General features: G+C 56.2%; 12 protein-coding genes, 2 tRNA genes and 3 rRNA genes. 5 read left to right on the top strand and 12 right to left on the bottom strand.

What is annotated here, in order from left to right:
- Window positions 1–47: 47 nt before the first annotated feature.
- The 8 genes from LW136_RS12920 to LW136_RS12955 all read right to left on the bottom strand — a co-directional run bounded on the left by LW136_RS12920 (window position 48) and on the right by LW136_RS12955 (window position 8,652).
- Entirely contained in the window at window positions 48–1,097 is a 1,050-nt protein-coding gene (locus LW136_RS12920; protein ID WP_041013682.1) for an AI-2E family transporter, read from the bottom strand.
- Between the two features lie 122 nt (window positions 1,098–1,219).
- Window positions 1,220–2,536, bottom strand: coding sequence for a Na+/H+ antiporter family protein (locus tag LW136_RS12925; RefSeq protein ID WP_234173067.1), 1,317 nt, complete (start codon window positions 2,534–2,536; stop codon window positions 1,220–1,222).
- 221 nt (window positions 2,537–2,757) lie between these two features.
- Window positions 2,758–3,114 carry a 6-carboxytetrahydropterin synthase QueD gene (queD, locus tag LW136_RS12930; protein WP_014820063.1) on the bottom strand — a complete coding sequence of 119 codons (357 nt, stop codon included), beginning with the start codon at window positions 3,112–3,114 and terminating at the stop codon, window positions 2,758–2,760.
- Window positions 3,115–3,448: 334 nt separating this feature from the next.
- A 5S ribosomal RNA gene (gene rrf / locus LW136_RS12935) occupies window positions 3,449–3,564 on the bottom strand.
- Window positions 3,565–3,697: 133 nt separating this feature from the next.
- Window positions 3,698–6,588, bottom strand: a 23S ribosomal RNA gene (locus tag LW136_RS12940).
- Between the two features lie 253 nt (window positions 6,589–6,841).
- Window positions 6,842–6,917, bottom strand: a tRNA-Ala gene (locus tag LW136_RS12945).
- 30 nt (window positions 6,918–6,947) lie between these two features.
- Window positions 6,948–7,024, bottom strand: a tRNA-Ile gene (locus LW136_RS12950).
- A 91-nt stretch (window positions 7,025–7,115) separates the two neighbouring features.
- Window positions 7,116–8,652 (bottom strand): 16S ribosomal RNA (locus LW136_RS12955).
- The 16S, 23S and 5S rRNA genes sit together here with 2 tRNA genes alongside, the layout of an rRNA operon.
- 101 nt (window positions 8,653–8,753) lie before the next feature.
- On the opposite strand from LW136_RS12955, the gene LW136_RS12960 reads away from it, so the two are divergent.
- The 5 genes from LW136_RS12960 to LW136_RS12980 all read left to right on the top strand — a co-directional run bounded on the left by LW136_RS12960 (window position 8,754) and on the right by LW136_RS12980 (window position 13,067).
- The gene (locus LW136_RS12960; protein ID WP_234175264.1) at window positions 8,754–9,140 is read left to right on the top strand and encodes a hypothetical protein; all 387 of its coding nucleotides are present in this window, start codon (window positions 8,754–8,756) and stop codon (window positions 9,138–9,140) included.
- 246 nt (window positions 9,141–9,386) lie between these two features.
- Window positions 9,387–10,724, top strand: coding sequence for a TRZ/ATZ family hydrolase (locus tag LW136_RS12965; protein WP_234173068.1), 1,338 nt, complete (start codon window positions 9,387–9,389; stop codon window positions 10,722–10,724).
- A gap of 146 nt (window positions 10,725–10,870) precedes the next feature.
- Complete coding sequence (gene ubiG / locus LW136_RS12970) at window positions 10,871–11,569, top strand: bifunctional 2-polyprenyl-6-hydroxyphenol methylase/3-demethylubiquinol 3-O-methyltransferase UbiG (RefSeq protein ID WP_023444774.1); 699 nt, start codon at window positions 10,871–10,873, stop codon at window positions 11,567–11,569.
- The gene (gene mupP, locus LW136_RS12975) at window positions 11,569–12,240 is read left to right on the top strand and encodes an N-acetylmuramic acid 6-phosphate phosphatase MupP (protein ID WP_014820631.1); all 672 of its coding nucleotides are present in this window, start codon (window positions 11,569–11,571) and stop codon (window positions 12,238–12,240) included. The genes ubiG and mupP overlap by 1 nt, the downstream gene beginning before the upstream one ends.
- A gap of 86 nt (window positions 12,241–12,326) precedes the next feature.
- Window positions 12,327–13,067, top strand: a complete 741-nt coding sequence (locus LW136_RS12980) for a YciK family oxidoreductase (RefSeq protein WP_234173069.1) — start codon at window positions 12,327–12,329, stop codon at window positions 13,065–13,067.
- 66 nt (window positions 13,068–13,133) lie between these two features.
- Here LW136_RS12980 and rluB read toward each other — a convergent pair whose 3' ends face one another.
- The 4 genes from rluB to zwf form a co-directional block, all read right to left on the bottom strand.
- A complete protein-coding gene (gene rluB, locus LW136_RS12985) occupies window positions 13,134–14,267 on the bottom strand; it encodes a 23S rRNA pseudouridine(2605) synthase RluB (protein WP_041014290.1) in 1,134 nt (377 codons plus the stop codon).
- Window positions 14,268–14,379: 112 nt separating this feature from the next.
- Complete coding sequence (locus tag LW136_RS12990; RefSeq protein ID WP_041014291.1) at window positions 14,380–15,024, bottom strand: bifunctional 4-hydroxy-2-oxoglutarate aldolase/2-dehydro-3-deoxy-phosphogluconate aldolase; 645 nt, start codon at window positions 15,022–15,024, stop codon at window positions 14,380–14,382.
- 17 nt (window positions 15,025–15,041) lie between these two features.
- A complete protein-coding gene (gene pgl / locus LW136_RS12995) occupies window positions 15,042–15,755 on the bottom strand; it encodes a 6-phosphogluconolactonase (RefSeq protein WP_234173070.1) in 714 nt (237 codons plus the stop codon).
- A complete protein-coding gene (gene zwf / locus LW136_RS13000) occupies window positions 15,742–17,211 on the bottom strand; it encodes a glucose-6-phosphate dehydrogenase (protein WP_041014292.1) in 1,470 nt (489 codons plus the stop codon). Before zwf ends, pgl begins: the two co-directional genes overlap by 14 nt.
- Window positions 17,212–17,322: the final 111 nt, after the last annotated feature.

The following is a 17,322-nucleotide window of genomic DNA, read 5'->3' on the forward strand; positions in this document are numbered from 1 at the left end:
AGGGGCCAAGCCGCAAGGCTGGCCCCCCATAAATCCACTGACCACACTCAAGGCTCATCTGGTGAGGTGAAAAGGCCCCAGGTCGATATGAATAGCGCCGCGACCAGCGGGCCGATCACGAAACCATTCAGTCCGAACAATGCCAGCCCCCCCAGCGTCGAGATAAGCACGACGTAGTCCGGCATCTTTGTATCCTTTCCAACCAGAATTGGTCTGAGGATGTTATCCACCAGGCCGATTACCAACACACCATAAAGCGTGAGTATCACGCCCTGCCAGATCGCGCCGGTCATCAGGAAATAGATGGCTACCGGCGTCCATATCAGGCCCGCCCCGACAGCGGGCAACAATGACAGGAATGCCATCAGCACGCCCCACAGCAGCGCCCCGGAGATCCCGAGCACGGCGAAGATGATTCCGCCGAGCGCTCCTTGGGTAACGGCGACGACAATGTTTCCTTTTACCGTCGCGCGTACGACTCGCGTGAACTTGCTGAACAGGCGCCGCTTCTGAGCATCGCTGAGCGGAATGGCCTTCCGGATACGCGCCACCAGATCACGCCCGTCGCGAATCAAGAAGAACAGCAGGTACAGCATGACAAAGAAGCTGACCAGAAACTGGAACGTCCCCTGGCCAAAACTGAACGCTTTTGTCGCGAGGAATTGACTTCCCTCGAGCGCCCCAGAGGCCAGCCGTTCACGCATGGAATCGAGGTCACCGAAACCGAAGCGCTGAAGCTGCAGCTGGATCGATTGAGGCAGGAGCTCGCGGAAGTTGACGACCCAGCTGCCGATGTCCAGCTCGCCACTTTCGATCTGCTTGTAGAGGATCGCACCCTCTTGAACCAGCATCCCGGCGATCAGAATCACCGGCAGTACGGCGACCAGCAACGAAACTAGCAAGGTGATCAGAGCTGTCAGGTTGCGTCGCTGGCTAAACCGTCTGTAAAGATAGCGCTGCAAGGGGGCGAAGATGATCGCCAGTATCACCGCCCAGAAGACTGCCCCATAGAACGGCAGCAGGATCCAGCCAAAAGCCAGAGACACCACCACCAGCAGCGCAAGAAAGACCTTCTGCTCGAGCCTCGAATTGTCCATTGTTGACCCTGTCGCTGCGTTTGGTTCTGTTTAGTCAACGAGCGACGGTACGAGTGCGGGCCTGGCAGATGATTCAGTGTCAGGCCGGAGTTAGGCGTACAGCTGACACTGAATTTGATGCGTTACAGCGTCATTGCCGCCAACCAACCAAATGCCAGAAGTGGCAGGTTGTAATGTAGAAACGTCGGCACGACAGTATCCCAGATATGATTGTGCTGGCCGTCCGCATTCAACCCGGCGGTCGGACCGAGAGTGGAGTCGGATGCGGGAGAACCGCCATCGCCCAGAGCACCGGCAGTCCCGACCAGACTGACGATCGCCAACGGACTAAAACCCAGCTCGACACCTAGGGGAACAAAAATCGCGGCAATGATCGGCACTGTGGAAAAAGAAGACCCAATTCCGATGGTTACCAGCAATCCCACCAGGAGCATCAACAGCGCGCCGACAGCCTTGCTGTCGCCGATCCATTGAGTCGAAGCGTCTACCAGCAACTTGACCTCGCCCGTTTCACGCATCACCTCGGCAAAACCAGCGGCCGCGATCATGATGAAGCCAATCATGGCCATCACCTTCATCCCGTCGGTGAACAGGTCATCCGCTTCGCGCCAGCGCACCACGCCGGAAACGGAAAAGATCACGAACCCAGCAAGCGCACCAAGTATCATCGAGTCCAGCCAAAGCTGAATCACGAAGGCCGCTGCAACTGCGACAGCAGCCACCAGCAGCGTGAGGGGACTGTAGGTCACTGTAGTTTTTTCAAGCTGCTCGACACGCACGAGGTCGTATTCGCGGGGCTTTCGATAGCTATAAAAAGCAATCAGCAATCCCACGAGCATCCCGATTGCGGGGATCAGCATTGCCTGCGTGACTATGATTCCAGTTACATCCACGCCACTTTTAGCAACGTTTGCCAGCAAGATCTCGTTCAAGAAAATATTGCCGAACCCGACCGGGAGAAACATATACGGGGTAATCAGACCGAACGCGAGCACACATGCAATCAAACGCCTGTCGATCTTCATCTTCGACAGCACAAAAAGCAGCGGGGGAACCAGTAGGGGAATAAATGCGATATGAATAGGAAGGATATTCTGTGATGAAACAGCAACGGCAAGCAGCAAGCCGATCATCATCCACTTAACCGCTCCGCCCCCTTGCGCTCCTTGCTTTCCAACCAAAGCTAGCGCCTTGTCAGCAAGGGCGTGAGCCAACCCGCTTTTTCCAATGGCAACGGCAAACGCACCCAGCAACGCATAAGACAAGGCAACTGTTGCGCCACCGCCTAGCCCCTTGTTGAATGCCGCCAAGCTACCCTCAATTCCCAAGCCACCAATCAAACCGCCAGCCATGGCTCCAGCGATGAGCGCGACCACTACATGCACGCGGCAAAGACTCAGGATCAGCATGATGCCAACAGCCGCAACAACTGCGTTCATTGAACTCTCCATACAAACGACAAACGTCGCGGAAAAAACGCCGTACTCTGCAATAACGGAACTGGGGTGTCAAAAGCAGATCTGCACGATAAGCAACTTACACGTATCTACCTGGGCAACGCGCTGCACGAGAATGCTTTACCCAAATGCCTACTTAGCCCACTTTGTCTGATATAGATGCCAAGCATAGGAATGATCAGACCGCACGCTCTGGGCAATGCTTAATCGCCGCAGTACTCACAACCGCTTGTACAGGTTTCATGAATACGGATACGCGAAAGCTCAGGCAGAAGCGGTTTGAGCTCAGTCCAGATCCATTTCGCAAGATTCTCGCTTGTGGGGTTTTCTAACCCAGGAATATCGTTCAGGTAATTGTGATCCAGCAGCTCATACAACGGCTTGAAGACAGACTTGATTTCACCAAAATCGCGGATCCAGCCCGTATGCGGATCCACCGTACCGCTGATATATAACGCTACCCGGAAAGAATGCCCGTGCAGTCGGCCACATTTGTGTCCCTGCGGTACATTCGGCAAACGATGTGCTGACTCAAACGTAAACTCTTTGAATATTTCCACTAGATAGACTCACAGTCTGGTCGCCAGTTTGAGGGGCGATTTTACGCATTTTGACAGCATGGCACATGCATTACACCAGCTGTAGATGCTGGCCGATGAGCGAATGAATGGCTGTGGAAGTGCTGAAGCACTAACGGCACACGGTGGAGCCGGAGAACTGCAAAGGACTACGTGGTTGGTCACCACCGGCTCCAGGCAGACGAAAACAGCACAAGATAACTGCAGTTCAGTTGCACTATCGGCAATTCCAGCACCGCGTTAGCGCCTTGTGCTTTTCTCTGCCCCAAAAGCAAACCCCCGACCAGCTTACGCGGGTCGGGGGTTTGGGAAAGGAGCTTGACGATGACCTACTCTCACATGGGGAGACCCCACACTACCATCGGCGATGCGTCGTTTCACTACTGAGTTCGGGAAGGGATCAGGTGGTTCCAACGCTCTATGGTCGTCAAGCAATTCAGTTGCTGCCTCGGGGTTTAGCCGCTGCAGCCAATCGGGTATGTGATGAATCGGTATTGCGTGTTCGTGCAGATTTTCGGTCTGTTTGTCGACTTTCCGTCTAACAGCCAAATTGTTTGGGTGTTATATGGTCAAGCCTCACGGGCAATTAGTATTGGTTAGCTCAACGCCTCACAGCGCTTACACACCCAACCTATCAACGTCGTAGTCTTCGACGGCCCTTCAGGGAGCTCAAGGCTCCAGTGAGATCTCATCTTGAGGCAAGTTTCCCGCTTAGATGCTTTCAGCGGTTATCTCTTCCGAACGTAGCTACCCGGCAATGCCACTGGCGTGACAACCGGAACACCAGAGGTTCGTCCACTCCGGTCCTCTCGTACTAGGAGCAGCCCCTCTCAAATCTCAAACGTCCACGGCAGATAGGGACCGAACTGTCTCACGACGTTCTAAACCCAGCTCGCGTACCACTTTAAATGGCGAACAGCCATACCCTTGGGACCGGCTTCAGCCCCAGGATGTGATGAGCCGACATCGAGGTGCCAAACACCGCCGTCGATATGAACTCTTGGGCGGTATCAGCCTGTTATCCCCGGAGTACCTTTTATCCGTTGAGCGATGGCCCTTCCATACAGAACCACCGGATCACTAAGACCTACTTTCGTACCTGCTCGACGTGTCTGTCTCGCAGTCAAGCGCGCTTTTGCCTTTATACTCTACGACCGATTTCCGACCGGTCTGAGCGCACCTTCGTACTCCTCCGTTACTCTTTAGGAGGAGACCGCCCCAGTCAAACTACCCACCATACACTGTCCTCGATCCGGATAACGGACCAGAGTTAGAACCTCAAAGTTGCCAGGGTGGTATTTCAAGGTTGGCTCCACGCGAACTGGCGTCCACGCTTCAAAGCCTCCCACCTATCCTACACAAGCAAATTCAAAGTCCAGTGCAAAGCTATAGTAAAGGTTCACGGGGTCTTTCCGTCTAGCCGCGGATACACTGCATCTTCACAGCGATTTCAATTTCACTGAGTCTCGGGTGGAGACAGCGCCGCCATCGTTACGCCATTCGTGCAGGTCGGAACTTACCCGACAAGGAATTTCGCTACCTTAGGACCGTTATAGTTACGGCCGCCGTTTACCGGGGCTTCGATCAAGAGCTTCGCTTGCGCTAACCCCATCAATTAACCTTCCGGCACCGGGCAGGCGTCACACCCTATACGTCCACTTTCGTGTTTGCAGAGTGCTGTGTTTTTAATAAACAGTCGCAGCGGCCTGGTATCTTCGACCGGCATGGGCTTACGTAGTAAATACTTCACCCTCACCGGCGCACCTTCTCCCGAAGTTACGGTGCCATTTTGCCTAGTTCCTTCACCCGAGTTCTCTCAAGCGCCTTGGTATTCTCTACCCAACCACCTGTGTCGGTTTGGGGTACGGTTCCTAGTTACCTGAAGCTTAGAGGCTTTTCCTGGAAGCATGGCATCAACCACTTCGCTTTCTAAAAGAAAGCTCGTCATCAGCTCTCGGCATTAAGATCCCGGATTTACCTAAGATCTCTGCCTACCACCTTAAACAAGGACAACCAACGCCTTGCTGGCCTAGCCTTCTCCGTCCCCCCATCGCAGTAACTAGAAGTACGGGAATATTAACCCGTTTCCCATCGACTACGCTCTTCAGCCTCGCCTTAGGGACCGACTCACCCTGCGTCGATTAACGTTGCGCAGGAACCCTTGGTCTTTCGGCGTGCGAGTTTTTCACTCGCATTGTCGTTACTCATGTCAGCATTCGCACTTCTGATACCTCCAGCCAGCTTCTCAACTGACCTTCACAGGCTTACAGAACGCTCCTCTACCGCTCAACTTACGTTGAACCCGTAGCTTCGGTACCTGGTTTGAGCCCCGTTACATCTTCCGCGCAGGCCGACTCGACTAGTGAGCTATTACGCTTTCTTTAAAGGGTGGCTGCTTCTAAGCCAACCTCCTAGCTGTCTAAGCCTTCCCACATCGTTTCCCACTTAACCAGGATTTTGGGACCTTAGCTGACGGTCTGGGTTGTTTCCCTTTTCACGACGGACGTTAGCACCCGCCGTGTGTCTCCCGTGCTGACACTTGCTGGTATTCGGAGTTTGCATCGGTTTGGTAAGTCGGGATGACCCCCTAGCCGAAACAGTGCTCTACCCCCAGCAGTGATACACGAGGCGCTACCTAAATAGCTTTCGAGGAGAACCAGCTATCTCCGAGCTTGATTAGCCTTTCACTCCGATCCACAGGTCATCCGCTAACTTTTCAACGGTAGTCGGTTCGGTCCTCCAGTCAGTGTTACCTAACCTTCAACCTGCCCATGGATAGATCGCCCGGTTTCGGGTCTATTCCCAGCGACTAGACGCCCTATTAAGACTCGCTTTCGCTACGCCTCCCCTATTCGGTTAAGCTCGCCACTGAAAATAAGTCGCTGACCCATTATACAAAAGGTACGCAGTCACCTAACAAAGTAGGCTCCCACTGCTTGTACGCATACGGTTTCAGGTTCTATTTCACTCCCCTCTCCGGGGTTCTTTTCGCCTTTCCCTCACGGTACTGGTTCACTATCGGTCAGTCAGTAGTATTTAGCCTTGGAGGATGGTCCCCCCATATTCAGACAAAGTTTCTCGTGCTCCGTCCTACTCGATTTCACTTCTAAGACCTTTTCGCGTACAGGGCTATCACCCACTATGGCCGCACTTTCCAGAGCGTTCCGCTAAAATCAAAGAAGCTTAAGGGCTAATCCCCGTTCGCTCGCCACTACTAAGGGAATCTCGGTTGATTTCTTTTCCTCAGGGTACTTAGATGTTTCAGTTCCCCTGGTTCGCCTCACACACCTATGTATTCAGTGTGTGATAACCATCTTATGATGGCTGGGTTCCCCCATTCAGACATCTCCGGATCAAAGTCTGTTTGCCGACTCCCCGAAGCTTTTCGCAGGCTACCACGTCTTTCATCGCCTCTGACTGCCAAGGCATCCACCGTATGCGCTTCTTCACTTGACCATATAACCCCAAGCAATCTGGTTACTGTCTATAACGTGAAGACGACATTCGCCGAAAATTTGCATAGAGAACACGCAAATTTTACCTTGACTTGAATAATCACCAGTGAAAGTGACCACTCAAATCTACTTCTATCACATACCCAAATTTTTAAAGAACAGTTCTGGCGCAAAGACCAGAAATCAATACCCTCACACATCACAGGATGCGCAAGCAGCACTCATTTCTGAGCTTTCAGCGATTTTCGAGTTAATGGTGGAGCCAAGCGGGATCGAACCGCTGACCTCCTGCGTGCAAAGCAGGCGCTCTCCCAGCTGAGCTATGGCCCCATCTACAGATCGGCCACATCCCATGACAATTGGTGGGTCTGGGCAGATTCGAACTGCCGACCTCACCCTTATCAGGGGTGCGCTCTAACCAACTGAGCTACAGACCCAATCGTCTCTCTCGGGTCGAAACCCAATCGCTTTTCGCTAGTGAATCAAGCAATTCGTGTGGGAGCTTATGAAGAAGCTGAAGTCTTCGATTAAGGAGGTGATCCAGCCGCAGGTTCCCCTACGGCTACCTTGTTACGACTTCACCCCAGTCATGAATCACTCCGTGGTAACCGTCCCCCCGAAGGTTAGACTAGCTACTTCTGGAGCAACCCACTCCCATGGTGTGACGGGCGGTGTGTACAAGGCCCGGGAACGTATTCACCGTGACATTCTGATTCACGATTACTAGCGATTCCGACTTCACGCAGTCGAGTTGCAGACTGCGATCCGGACTACGATCGGTTTTATGGGATTAGCTCCACCTCGCGGCTTGGCAACCCTTTGTACCGACCATTGTAGCACGTGTGTAGCCCAGGCCGTAAGGGCCATGATGACTTGACGTCATCCCCACCTTCCTCCGGTTTGTCACCGGCAGTCTCCTTAGAGTGCCCACCTTAACGTGCTGGTAACTAAGGACAAGGGTTGCGCTCGTTACGGGACTTAACCCAACATCTCACGACACGAGCTGACGACAGCCATGCAGCACCTGTGTCAGAGTTCCCGAAGGCACCAATCCATCTCTGGAAAGTTCTCTGCATGTCAAGGCCTGGTAAGGTTCTTCGCGTTGCTTCGAATTAAACCACATGCTCCACCGCTTGTGCGGGCCCCCGTCAATTCATTTGAGTTTTAACCTTGCGGCCGTACTCCCCAGGCGGTCGACTTAATGCGTTAGCTGCGCCACTAAGATCTCAAGGATCCCAACGGCTAGTCGACATCGTTTACGGCGTGGACTACCAGGGTATCTAATCCTGTTTGCTCCCCACGCTTTCGCACCTCAGTGTCAGTATTAGCCCAGGTGGTCGCCTTCGCCACTGGTGTTCCTTCCTATATCTACGCATTTCACCGCTACACAGGAAATTCCACCACCCTCTGCCATACTCTAGCTTGCCAGTTTTGGATGCAGTTCCCAGGTTGAGCCCGGGGCTTTCACATTCAACTTAACAAACCACCTACGCGCGCTTTACGCCCAGTAATTCCGATTAACGCTTGCACCCTTCGTATTACCGCGGCTGCTGGCACGAAGTTAGCCGGTGCTTATTCTGTCGGTAACGTCAAAACACTAACGTATTAGGTTAATGCCCTTCCTCCCAACTTAAAGTGCTTTACAATCCGAAGACCTTCTTCACACACGCGGCATGGCTGGATCAGGCTTTCGCCCATTGTCCAATATTCCCCACTGCTGCCTCCCGTAGGAGTCTGGACCGTGTCTCAGTTCCAGTGTGACTGATCATCCTCTCAGACCAGTTACGGATCGTCGCCTTGGTGAGCCGTTACCTCACCAACTAGCTAATCCGACCTAGGCTCATCTGATAGCGCAAGGCCCGAAGGTCCCCTGCTTTCTCCCGTAGGACGTATGCGGTATTAGCGTTCCTTTCGAAACGTTGTCCCCCACTATCAGGCAGATTCCTAGGCATTACTCACCCGTCCGCCGCTGAATCAGAGAGCAAGCTCTCTTCATCCGCTCGACTTGCATGTGTTAGGCCTGCCGCCAGCGTTCAATCTGAGCCATGATCAAACTCTTCAGTTCAATACTGCTTGGGTTTTGAGAAAACCCTAAACTTGGCTCAGCAATCGCAAATCTCTTTACAAGTAAAGAGTAACTCTCGAATAAACGAGTGTTGCTTTGTGATGCTGATAATCTATCTGACCATCAGTCTTACATTCACAAGCACCCACACGAATTGCTTGATTCAGTTGTTAAAGAGCGTTTCGATCAAGCCTTTCGTCTCAACCGAGGCCGCGCATTCTACAGCAGCCTTGTTACCTGTCAAGCTGTTTTTGAAGAAGTTTTTCTTTCTTCTCAACCGCTTGCGCTTCAGATCAACCTGCGTCTCTCGTCAGCGGGAGGCGAATCATACAGCGTTCAAAACCGCTGTCAACCACCTCTTTCAACCGCTTCCGATCAACCCGACCGAAGCCGCCAACAGGATTCAACCACCACCCTGCCAGCCCGGCGGATTCTACTCGAATCCGCCATCCGTGCAACCCTTTTATTTCGCTAACCTTTTGATTTAAAAAAGGTTTTGCTTAAGGACTGCGCCGGAAGAGGTGCGCATTATAGGAGCCTGGAAATCAACGTCAACCGTTTATTTCAGTTTTATTCAGATGACGGCCAAGCGAGTCAAAAAGCACCGTCCGTACGAGTGATACCAGCCACAGCTTTATATAAGGATGCTCGGCAAAAATCGCGACTCTCTCGTTTCTTCAATCCTACGCCACCAGCCATTACACTAGCCCTCTTCTCCTCAGTCATGGCTTCACATGTCCCGGCAAAGTGATGCACCGCTCGATCTGCTTTTATTTCCGACCTGGCTCGTTCCGGTGGAGCCAGCTGGCGTGGTGTTGAAGGGGCACGGTCTCGGCGTTCGAGATGGACGCATTGCGCTCATCGCTCCGCGTGCCGTAGCACTCAAGTATCAGGCGATAGAAACGCGAGAGCTCGAGGGCATGCTTCTCGCTCCAGGTCTGATCAATGCGCATGGCCATGCCGCGATGACTCTTTTTCGTGGACTTGCTGATGACCTGCCCCTGCAGCGCTGGCTTAAAGATCACATCTGGCCAGCCGAGTCGCGTTGGGTCGATGAGGATTTCGTTCGCTGTGGCACCGAGTTGGCAATCGCCGAGCAACTAAAAGGTGGGATCACCTGCTTTTCTGACATGTACTTCTATCCCAGCGTCGTCAGCGAGCTGGTACACAAGCACGGTGTGCGAGCGCAGATCACTATCCCGGTTCTTGACTTCCCGGTTCCCGACGCTCGCGATGCGGATGAAGCGCTACGCAAAGGTGTAGCGCTGTTCGACGATCTCAAGCATCACCCCCGAATCACGGTCGCCTTCGGGCCTCATGCTCCTTATTCGGTTGCGGACGACAAACTTGAAAGCATTCGCGTTCTGGTAGCGGAGATGGATGCAGGCATCCATATGCACGTCCATGAAACCGCTCATGAAGTCCAGGAGGCGCTGCGGAAACACGGTGAGCGGCCGCTGGCGCGACTAGCGAGATTGCAGTTGCTAGGGCCGCGTTTTCAGGCAGTGCACATGACCCAGGTCGATGATGACGATCTCGCGCTGCTCACCGAGCATAACTGCAGCGTTATTCACTGCCCAGAATCCAACCTCAAGCTCGCCAGTGGCTTCTGTCCGGTCGAGCGCCTTTGGGAAGCAGGAATCAACGTGGCAGTCGGCACGGATGGGGCGGCAAGCAATAACGACCTGGACCTGCTAGGCGAAACTCGTACGGCAGCGCTGCTGGCGAAGGCCGTCGCCGGCTCGGCCACGGCACTGGACGCCCATCGCGCTCTACGCATGGCCACATTGAATGGCGCCCGAGCGCTGGGCATCGATGAGCACACCGGTTCTCTAGAGATAGGCAAGTTCGCCGATCTGGTCGCGCTGGATCTTTCCGGTCTGGCGCAACAACCGGTATACGACCCGGTATCCCAATTGATCTACTCCACCAGTAGAGACGCGGTGCGACATGTATGGGTAGGCGGTAAACAGCTGCTGGAAAGCGGCCGCCTTACGCGAATGGATGAGCAGCAAGTGATTGCGAACGCTCGCCAATGGGGCGAGAGAATTTCGAGCACCGATCGACATTGAAGGTGTGAAACCGACCATACACAGCTTCTGCGCGACCAAATGACATACGAACCACGGCGGCTACGATGCCCCGACCTTAGCTGAAGCTGGCAACATGAGCCCTTGCAGCTCAAGCTTCTCCCTCAAGCTTTCAAACGGACCGGATCATGAGCAACGTCGACCACGCTGAAATCGCCAAATTCGAAGCCCTTGCACATCGTTGGTGGGATCGCGAAAGCGAGTTCAAGCCGCTTCACGAGATCAATCCACTGCGAGTGAACTGGATAGACGAGCATATTGCTCTGGCGGGCAAGAAGGTAATCGATATCGGTTGCGGAGGCGGCATTCTCAGCGAAGCCATGGCTCAGCGAGGCGCTCAGGTCACCGGTATAGACATGGGTGAGGCGCCGCTTTCGGTAGCGCGCTTACACCTGTTGGAATCCGGACTCGAAATCGATTATCGGCAGATCACTGCCGAAGCCATGGCCGAGGAAGCTCCCGAGCAGTTCGATGTGGTCACCTGTCTCGAAATGCTCGAGCACGTGCCGGACCCGGCGTCGGTCATCCAGGCCTGCTGTGCACTGGTCAAGCCAGGCGGGCAAGTCTTCTTCTCGACGATCAACCGCAACCCGAAAGCCTATGCATTCGCCATCATTGGCGCTGAGTACGTATTGCAACTATTGCCGCGCGGTACCCACGACTTCAAGAAGTTCATCCGCCCCTCGGAGTTGGGTGCCTGGAGCCGCGACGCGGGCCTGGCCGTCAAAGACATCATCGGCCTTACCTACAATCCGCTCACCAAGCACTACAAGCTGGCTGCGGACGTCGATGTCAACTACATGGTCCAGACCATCAAGGAGGCATGATGCGCCTGCGCGCTGTTCTGTTCGACATGGACGGTACTCTGCTCGATACCGCTCCCGACTTCATTGCCGTCGTGCAAGCCATGCGAGCCGCCCGAGGGCTGGCACCGGTTTCCGAACAACAGGTTCGTGATGTCGTGTCAGGCGGAGCGAGGGCCATGGTACTCAGCGCTTTCGAAGTCGACCCTCTATCGGCTGAGTTCGAAGAACTGCGGCTCGAGTTCCTTGCGCGGTATCAGGAGAACTGCGCGGTGCACAGTCATCTTTACGATGGCATGGCCGAACTGCTCGACGAGATCGAACGCGCGAACCTGATCTGGGGCGTAGTGACCAACAAGCCGCTGCGCTTCGCCGAACCGATCATGCACCAGCTGGGCCTGGCTTCCCGCTCCGCTGTGCTGATCTGCCCTGATCATGTCACCAAGAGCAAGCCTGATCCCGAACCCATGCTTCTGGCATGCAGCCAGCTCGACCTTGACCCATCCGCGGTTCTGTTCGTCGGCGACGACCTGCGAGACATCGAATCAGGCCGCGCGGCAGGCAGTCGTACAGCCGCAGTGCGGTACGGCTACATTCACCCCGAAGACAACCCAGGAAACTGGGGCGCTGATGTGGTGGTAGACCACCCGCTGGAGCTCCGGCAAGTCCTGGATAGAGCACTGTGCAGTTGCTGAAACGGCGGCAGCGCAAACCTTCCTAGCCTTATCGTCCGGCGAGCATTCGTCCGGGCGCCACCTATCATCGATTCAAGAGGCATCCGATGTTCGAGTATTCCGCCCGCCCCGACTTGCTCGCTGGACGCACCATTCTGGTTACGGGAGCCGGCCGCGGCATCGGCGAAGCTGCCGCGAAAGCCTATGCGGCACATGGAGCAACCGTACTGCTGCTTGGCAAGAATGAAGACAACCTGAACCGGGTTTACGATGACATCGAAGCCGCGGGCCATCCTCGTCCTGCCGTTATTCCGTTCAATCTGGAAACTGCGCTGCCGCACCAGTACGACGAACTGGCCGCCATGATCGAGCGCGAGTTCGGTCATCTCGACGGCCTTTTGCATAACGCGGCGATCGTTGGTCCGCGGACGCCGCTCGAGCAGTTGTCCGGCGACAATTTCATGCGCGTGATGCAGGTGAATGTGAACGCAATGTTCATGTTGACGAGCACACTGCTGCCGCTGCTGAAGCTAGCCAAGGACGCTTCGGTGATCTTCACGTCGAGCAGTGTCGGCCGCAAGGGGCGTGCATATTGGGGCGCCTACGCTGTATCGAAGTTTGCCACCGAAGGGCTAATGCAGGTGCTGGCGGATGAACTGGATGACACCGCTGCGGTCCGCGCCAACAGCGTCAATCCGGGGGCCACTCGTACCGACATGCGCGCGAAGGCTTATCCCGGCGAGAACCCGCTGGTGAACCCGCTCCCAGAGGAAATCATCCCTGTCTATCTGTACCTGATGGGCCCGGACAGCATCGGGGTTAATGGTCAGGCGCTGGACGCGCAATAACCAAGGCCTCCAAAACAAAAACGCTGCGCAGCGGCTTCGCCCACTGCGCAGCGCTGGATACAACGATCAGGTGCGTTTGCTACGCCCGAAGCCTGGACGCTGACCATCTCCGGCCGGCCTTTTACCTGACCCCGACGGACGCCCTGCCCCGTCACTACGCTTACCACCTTTACGCGTCTCGCCCGGACGCTCAGCGACCGGCGTTCCGCGAGGCTTCTCACTACGCCCGTCGCTGACACGCGGCTTGCGCCCGCCTTCGCTACCCCTCGGTGCCCGCGGCTTGTCCGACACAGGCACATCGGCCTCGCTTGACGAACGCAACACCCGAGGTCGCCGCTCACCGCGGCTCAGCGGCTTCGCCACCTTACGCTGCATGCGGTCGATCTTTTCCTTGGCCTTGGCTTTCATGCTCGGCAGTGCAACCGGCTTTAGCCCGACTTCCTGGCTGAGAATGTCCACCTCGGTTTGCGACATTTCACGCCAGCGTCCCATCGGCAGATCGGAGGTCATGAAGACCGGCCCGAAACGCACACGCTTCAATCGACTCACGACCAGTCCCTGCGATTCCCAGAGACGGCGAACCTCGCGGTTACGGCCTTCCATCACCACGCAGTGATACCAATGGTTGAAGCCTTCACCGCCGGGCGCCTCCTGGATGTCGGTGAAGCGTGCCGGACCGTCTTCGAGCATCACGCCGGTCTTCAGCCTTTCGATCATCTCGTCGTCGACTTCCCCACGCACCCGCACCGCGTACTCGCGGTCCATTTCATAGGATGGATGCATGAGGCGGTTGGCCAGCTCGCCGTCGGTGGTGAACAGCAGCAGGCCGGTGGTGTTGATGTCGAGGCGACCGATATTGATCCACCTCCCCTCCTTCGGGCGCGGCAGACGATCAAATACCGTTGGGCGCCCTTCCGGATCGTTGCGTGTGCAGATCTCGCCGTCCGGCTTGTTGTAGATCAGTACGCGGCGGACTACTTCGCTGACTTCTTCCCGCTTGAGCAGGCGACCGTCAACTGCAATCGCATCATGAGAGTCGACGCGCTGGCCTAGGCTCGCAACCGCGCCATTGACCTTGACACGGCCTTCGGAAATCCATTTTTCGACATCGCGACGCGAAGCCATGCCCAGGCGGGCCAAGACTTTCTGCAGCTTTTCGCCGTGAGTAACGTGAGTGCTTGTTTCTTCGTGCTCGGTCATCTGGGCACCTCCCGGTGTGGCAATCCGATTGAAAGGGCGCGAATCATACGCGCATCGCTGCGGCTACGCACCAACCACAGCGTAGCAGTGATCCTGACCTGCGCTGGCGAGATCACCCCAGTGCGGCCAGCGCCTGAACAGTACGTTGCTGAATACCGGCCCAGTCGCCCGAACTGAGGCTCACACCATCGATCATCCAGGTACCACCGACGCACATCACGTTCGCCAGGGCCAGATATTGCGCGGCATTCGCTGCGTTCACGCCGCCGGTCGGACAGAAACGCACGTCGGCAAAGGGGCCGCCGAGCGCCTTCAGCGCAGCGATGCCGCCACAGATCTCTGCCGGGAAGAGCTTGAAGCGGCGATAACCCAGCGCGTAGCCCTCCATGACATCCGATGCGCTACTGGTGCCTGGCAGCAGTGGCACCGAGCAGCTCACCCCCGCTTCGAGGATTTCCCGCGTGGAACCGGGTGTGACGATGAACTGCGCCCCTGCCGCCTCCACTTCATCCATCATGCGTCGGTCCAGAACGGTACCAGCGCCGATACAAATATCAGGACGCTCTTCACGTAGCCGTCGAATGGCTGTCAGGCCATGACTGGATCGCAGGGTGATCTCCAACGTACGAAGGCCGCCAGCAGCCAATGCATCAGCAAGAGGCAGGATCTGCTCTTCGCTACCGATGGTGATGACCGGCAGAATCCTCGACTCTACACAGATTCGTTCAATCAGAGCGTTCTTCTGGTCCATGGTCATGCGGAAGTCCTCGGGCCTCACGGGCACCAATAGATTTCGAGCGGGGAATGCAGGAATGCGCGAATCGGCATCTGCAGCGGATCGACATTCAGCGCCGCGCGCAGGGTTTCGAGCTTGTCAGCACCTTGGATAGCCAGGCACTGCATCCGAGCACCAGCGAGCAGCGGATAGGTCATTGTCAGACGTGCCTGCGGATCGACCGGCGCCTGCATCGGCAGGCACCGCTCCAGGCAGTCATCGCGCAACACATGCGCCAGCTTTGGGTTGCCGGGGAACAACGAGGCCGTATGACCGTCATCTCCCATTCCCAGTATCAGCACGTCGATAGGCCGCTGCAGCTGCGCCAGGGCGTGGTCAGCGAGTGATGCGGCCTGCTCGAGGGATTCGGCCGGGTGGTACAGCCCGATCAGCCACGCCTCACGTGCCGCGTTCTGCAGCAAATGGCGCCGCACCAAGCCTTCGTTGCTGGCCGGATTGGTCGCAGGTACCCAGCGTTCGTCAGCCAGGCTGATCTGCACCTTCGACCAGTTCAATTCTCGTATCGACAGGGCTTCGAAGAATGCAATCGGACTGCGCCCACCGGATACGACGAGACTGGCGATGCCATGGGTTTGAACCGCGTAGGCCAGGGCCTTGGCCACATTGTCAGCCATCAGTTCAGCTTGCCGCTGCGGATTGGCCGAACTATGCGCCACCACACCGGTAGGAAGATCCAGTTCAGAGATCGCCATACCACGCCCTCCCATCGCGTGTGATCAGTGCAATCGAAGCGACTGGCCCCCAGGAGCCAGCGGGATAAAGCTTGAGCTCTGCGCCGAGACGATTCCAGCCCTCGATCAGCTGATCGCACCATTGCCATGCGTACTCGATTTCATCCCTGCGCACGAACAGGTTCTGGTTGCCCTGCATGACCTCGAGCAGGAGTCGCTCATAGGCGTCTGGAATGCGTGTGCTCTTGTAGGTTTCGGAGAAATTCAGCTGCAAGGGACCGCTGCGCAGATGCATGCCCTTGTCCAACCCCTGCTCCTTGGTCATCACCTGCAGCGAGATGCCCTCGTCAGGCTGCAGTCGAATGATCAGGCGATTGCTGATCAGCGCTCGCTGCTCGGGCGCGAAAATGTAGAAGGGTGGCTCCTTGAAATGAATCACGATCTGCGAAAGCTTCTGCGCCATGCGTTTGCCGGTTCGCAGATAGAACGGCACGCCCGACCAGCGCCAGTTGCAGATATCGGCACGCAACGCGACGAAGGTTTCCGTACTGCTTTCGGCGTTCGAGTTCTCCTCATCCAGGTAGCCAGGCACCGAGACACCAGCAACGTTGCCGGCCGCGTATTGGCCCCGCACCACCCGCTGATGAAGGGATTCGGCAGTGATCGGTGCCAGCGCCTTGAGGACCTTTACCTTTTCATCACGGATGCTGTCCGCAGTCAGGTTGCTCGGCGGGTCCATGGCGATCAGGCAGAGCAGTTGCAGCAAATGGTTCTGAACCATGTCGCGCAGTTGTCCAGCCTGGTCGAAATAACCCCAGCGTCCTTCGATGCCGACCGTTTCGGCCACGGTGATTTCTACATGGGAGATATGGTGCTGGTCCCACTGCGTCTCGAACAGGCTGTTGGCGAAGCGTAGCGCGATGAGGTTCTGTACCGTTTCCTTGCCGAGATAGTGGTCGATGCGATAGATGCGGCTCTCGGGAAAGTGCTCGGCGACCGCATCGTTGATGACACGCGAAGAAGCCAAGTCATGACCGATGGGCTTTTCCAGAACGACGCGCGCCTGCTCGGCGAGCCCTGCCGTAGCCAGGAACCTGCAGATATCACCGTAGACCGCCGCGGGTGTCGCGAAATAGGCGATCAGAGGCTGCTCGGCCGGCACGCAGTCACGCAGCGCCATGTAATCCTCGGATCGACGAAAATCCATCGCCAGATAGTGAAGCCGGGCGCTGAAGCGACTGAGGGCCTGCTCATCGAACTCGGCCTTGGGAACCCGCGTACGCAATGCTTGCTCGATTCGCGCCTTGTGCGTGGCCGGCTCGCCGCTCTCCCGCGATAGCGCCAGTATCTGGGTATCGGCATGCAGCAGGCCGGCGCGATCCAACTGATACAGCGCGGGAAACAGCTTGCGCAACGCTAGGTCGCCCAGGGCACCGAACAACGCGAATGTGATGGGTTCTACCGTAATGCCTGGCATGGTCCGTCCGCTTGAATGCAGGGTTCAATGACGTGCAGCGCGAGCACGACGATGATCGGTCAACGATAGCGAGGATATCGCGCTCCTCGCCTTCCGATCAGACGCCACATG

It is taken from the genome of Stutzerimonas kunmingensis (assembly GCF_021432085.1).
GTDB lineage: Bacteria > Pseudomonadota > Gammaproteobacteria > Pseudomonadales > Pseudomonadaceae > Stutzerimonas.

What these genes read in the sequence shown, in the direction of transcription:
- LW136_RS12980 (WP_234173069.1), top strand. Translation starts at nt 12,327, where the DNA reads ATGTTCGAGTATTCCGCCCGCCCCGACTTGCTCGCTGGACGCACCATT.
- LW136_RS12990 (WP_041014291.1), bottom strand. Translation starts at nt 15,024, where the DNA reads ATGACCATGGACCAGAAGAACGCTCTGATTGAACGAATCTGTGTAGAG.
- rluB (WP_041014290.1), bottom strand. Translation starts at nt 14,267, where the DNA reads ATGACCGAGCACGAAGAAACAAGCACTCACGTTACTCACGGCGAAAAG.
- pgl (WP_234173070.1), bottom strand. Translation starts at nt 15,755, where the DNA reads ATGGCGATCTCTGAACTGGATCTTCCTACCGGTGTGGTGGCGCATAGT.
- mupP (WP_014820631.1), top strand. Translation starts at nt 11,569, where the DNA reads ATGCGCCTGCGCGCTGTTCTGTTCGACATGGACGGTACTCTGCTCGAT.
- LW136_RS12965 (WP_234173068.1), top strand. Translation starts at nt 9,387, where the DNA reads ATGTCCCGGCAAAGTGATGCACCGCTCGATCTGCTTTTATTTCCGACC.
- zwf (WP_041014292.1), bottom strand. Translation starts at nt 17,211, where the DNA reads ATGCCAGGCATTACGGTAGAACCCATCACATTCGCGTTGTTCGGTGCC.
- LW136_RS12960 (WP_234175264.1), top strand. Translation starts at nt 8,754, where the DNA reads ATGCTGATAATCTATCTGACCATCAGTCTTACATTCACAAGCACCCAC.
- LW136_RS12925 (WP_234173067.1), bottom strand. Translation starts at nt 2,536, where the DNA reads ATGAACGCAGTTGTTGCGGCTGTTGGCATCATGCTGATCCTGAGTCTT.
- LW136_RS12920 (WP_041013682.1), bottom strand. Translation starts at nt 1,097, where the DNA reads ATGGACAATTCGAGGCTCGAGCAGAAGGTCTTTCTTGCGCTGCTGGTG.
- ubiG (WP_023444774.1), top strand. Translation starts at nt 10,871, where the DNA reads ATGAGCAACGTCGACCACGCTGAAATCGCCAAATTCGAAGCCCTTGCA.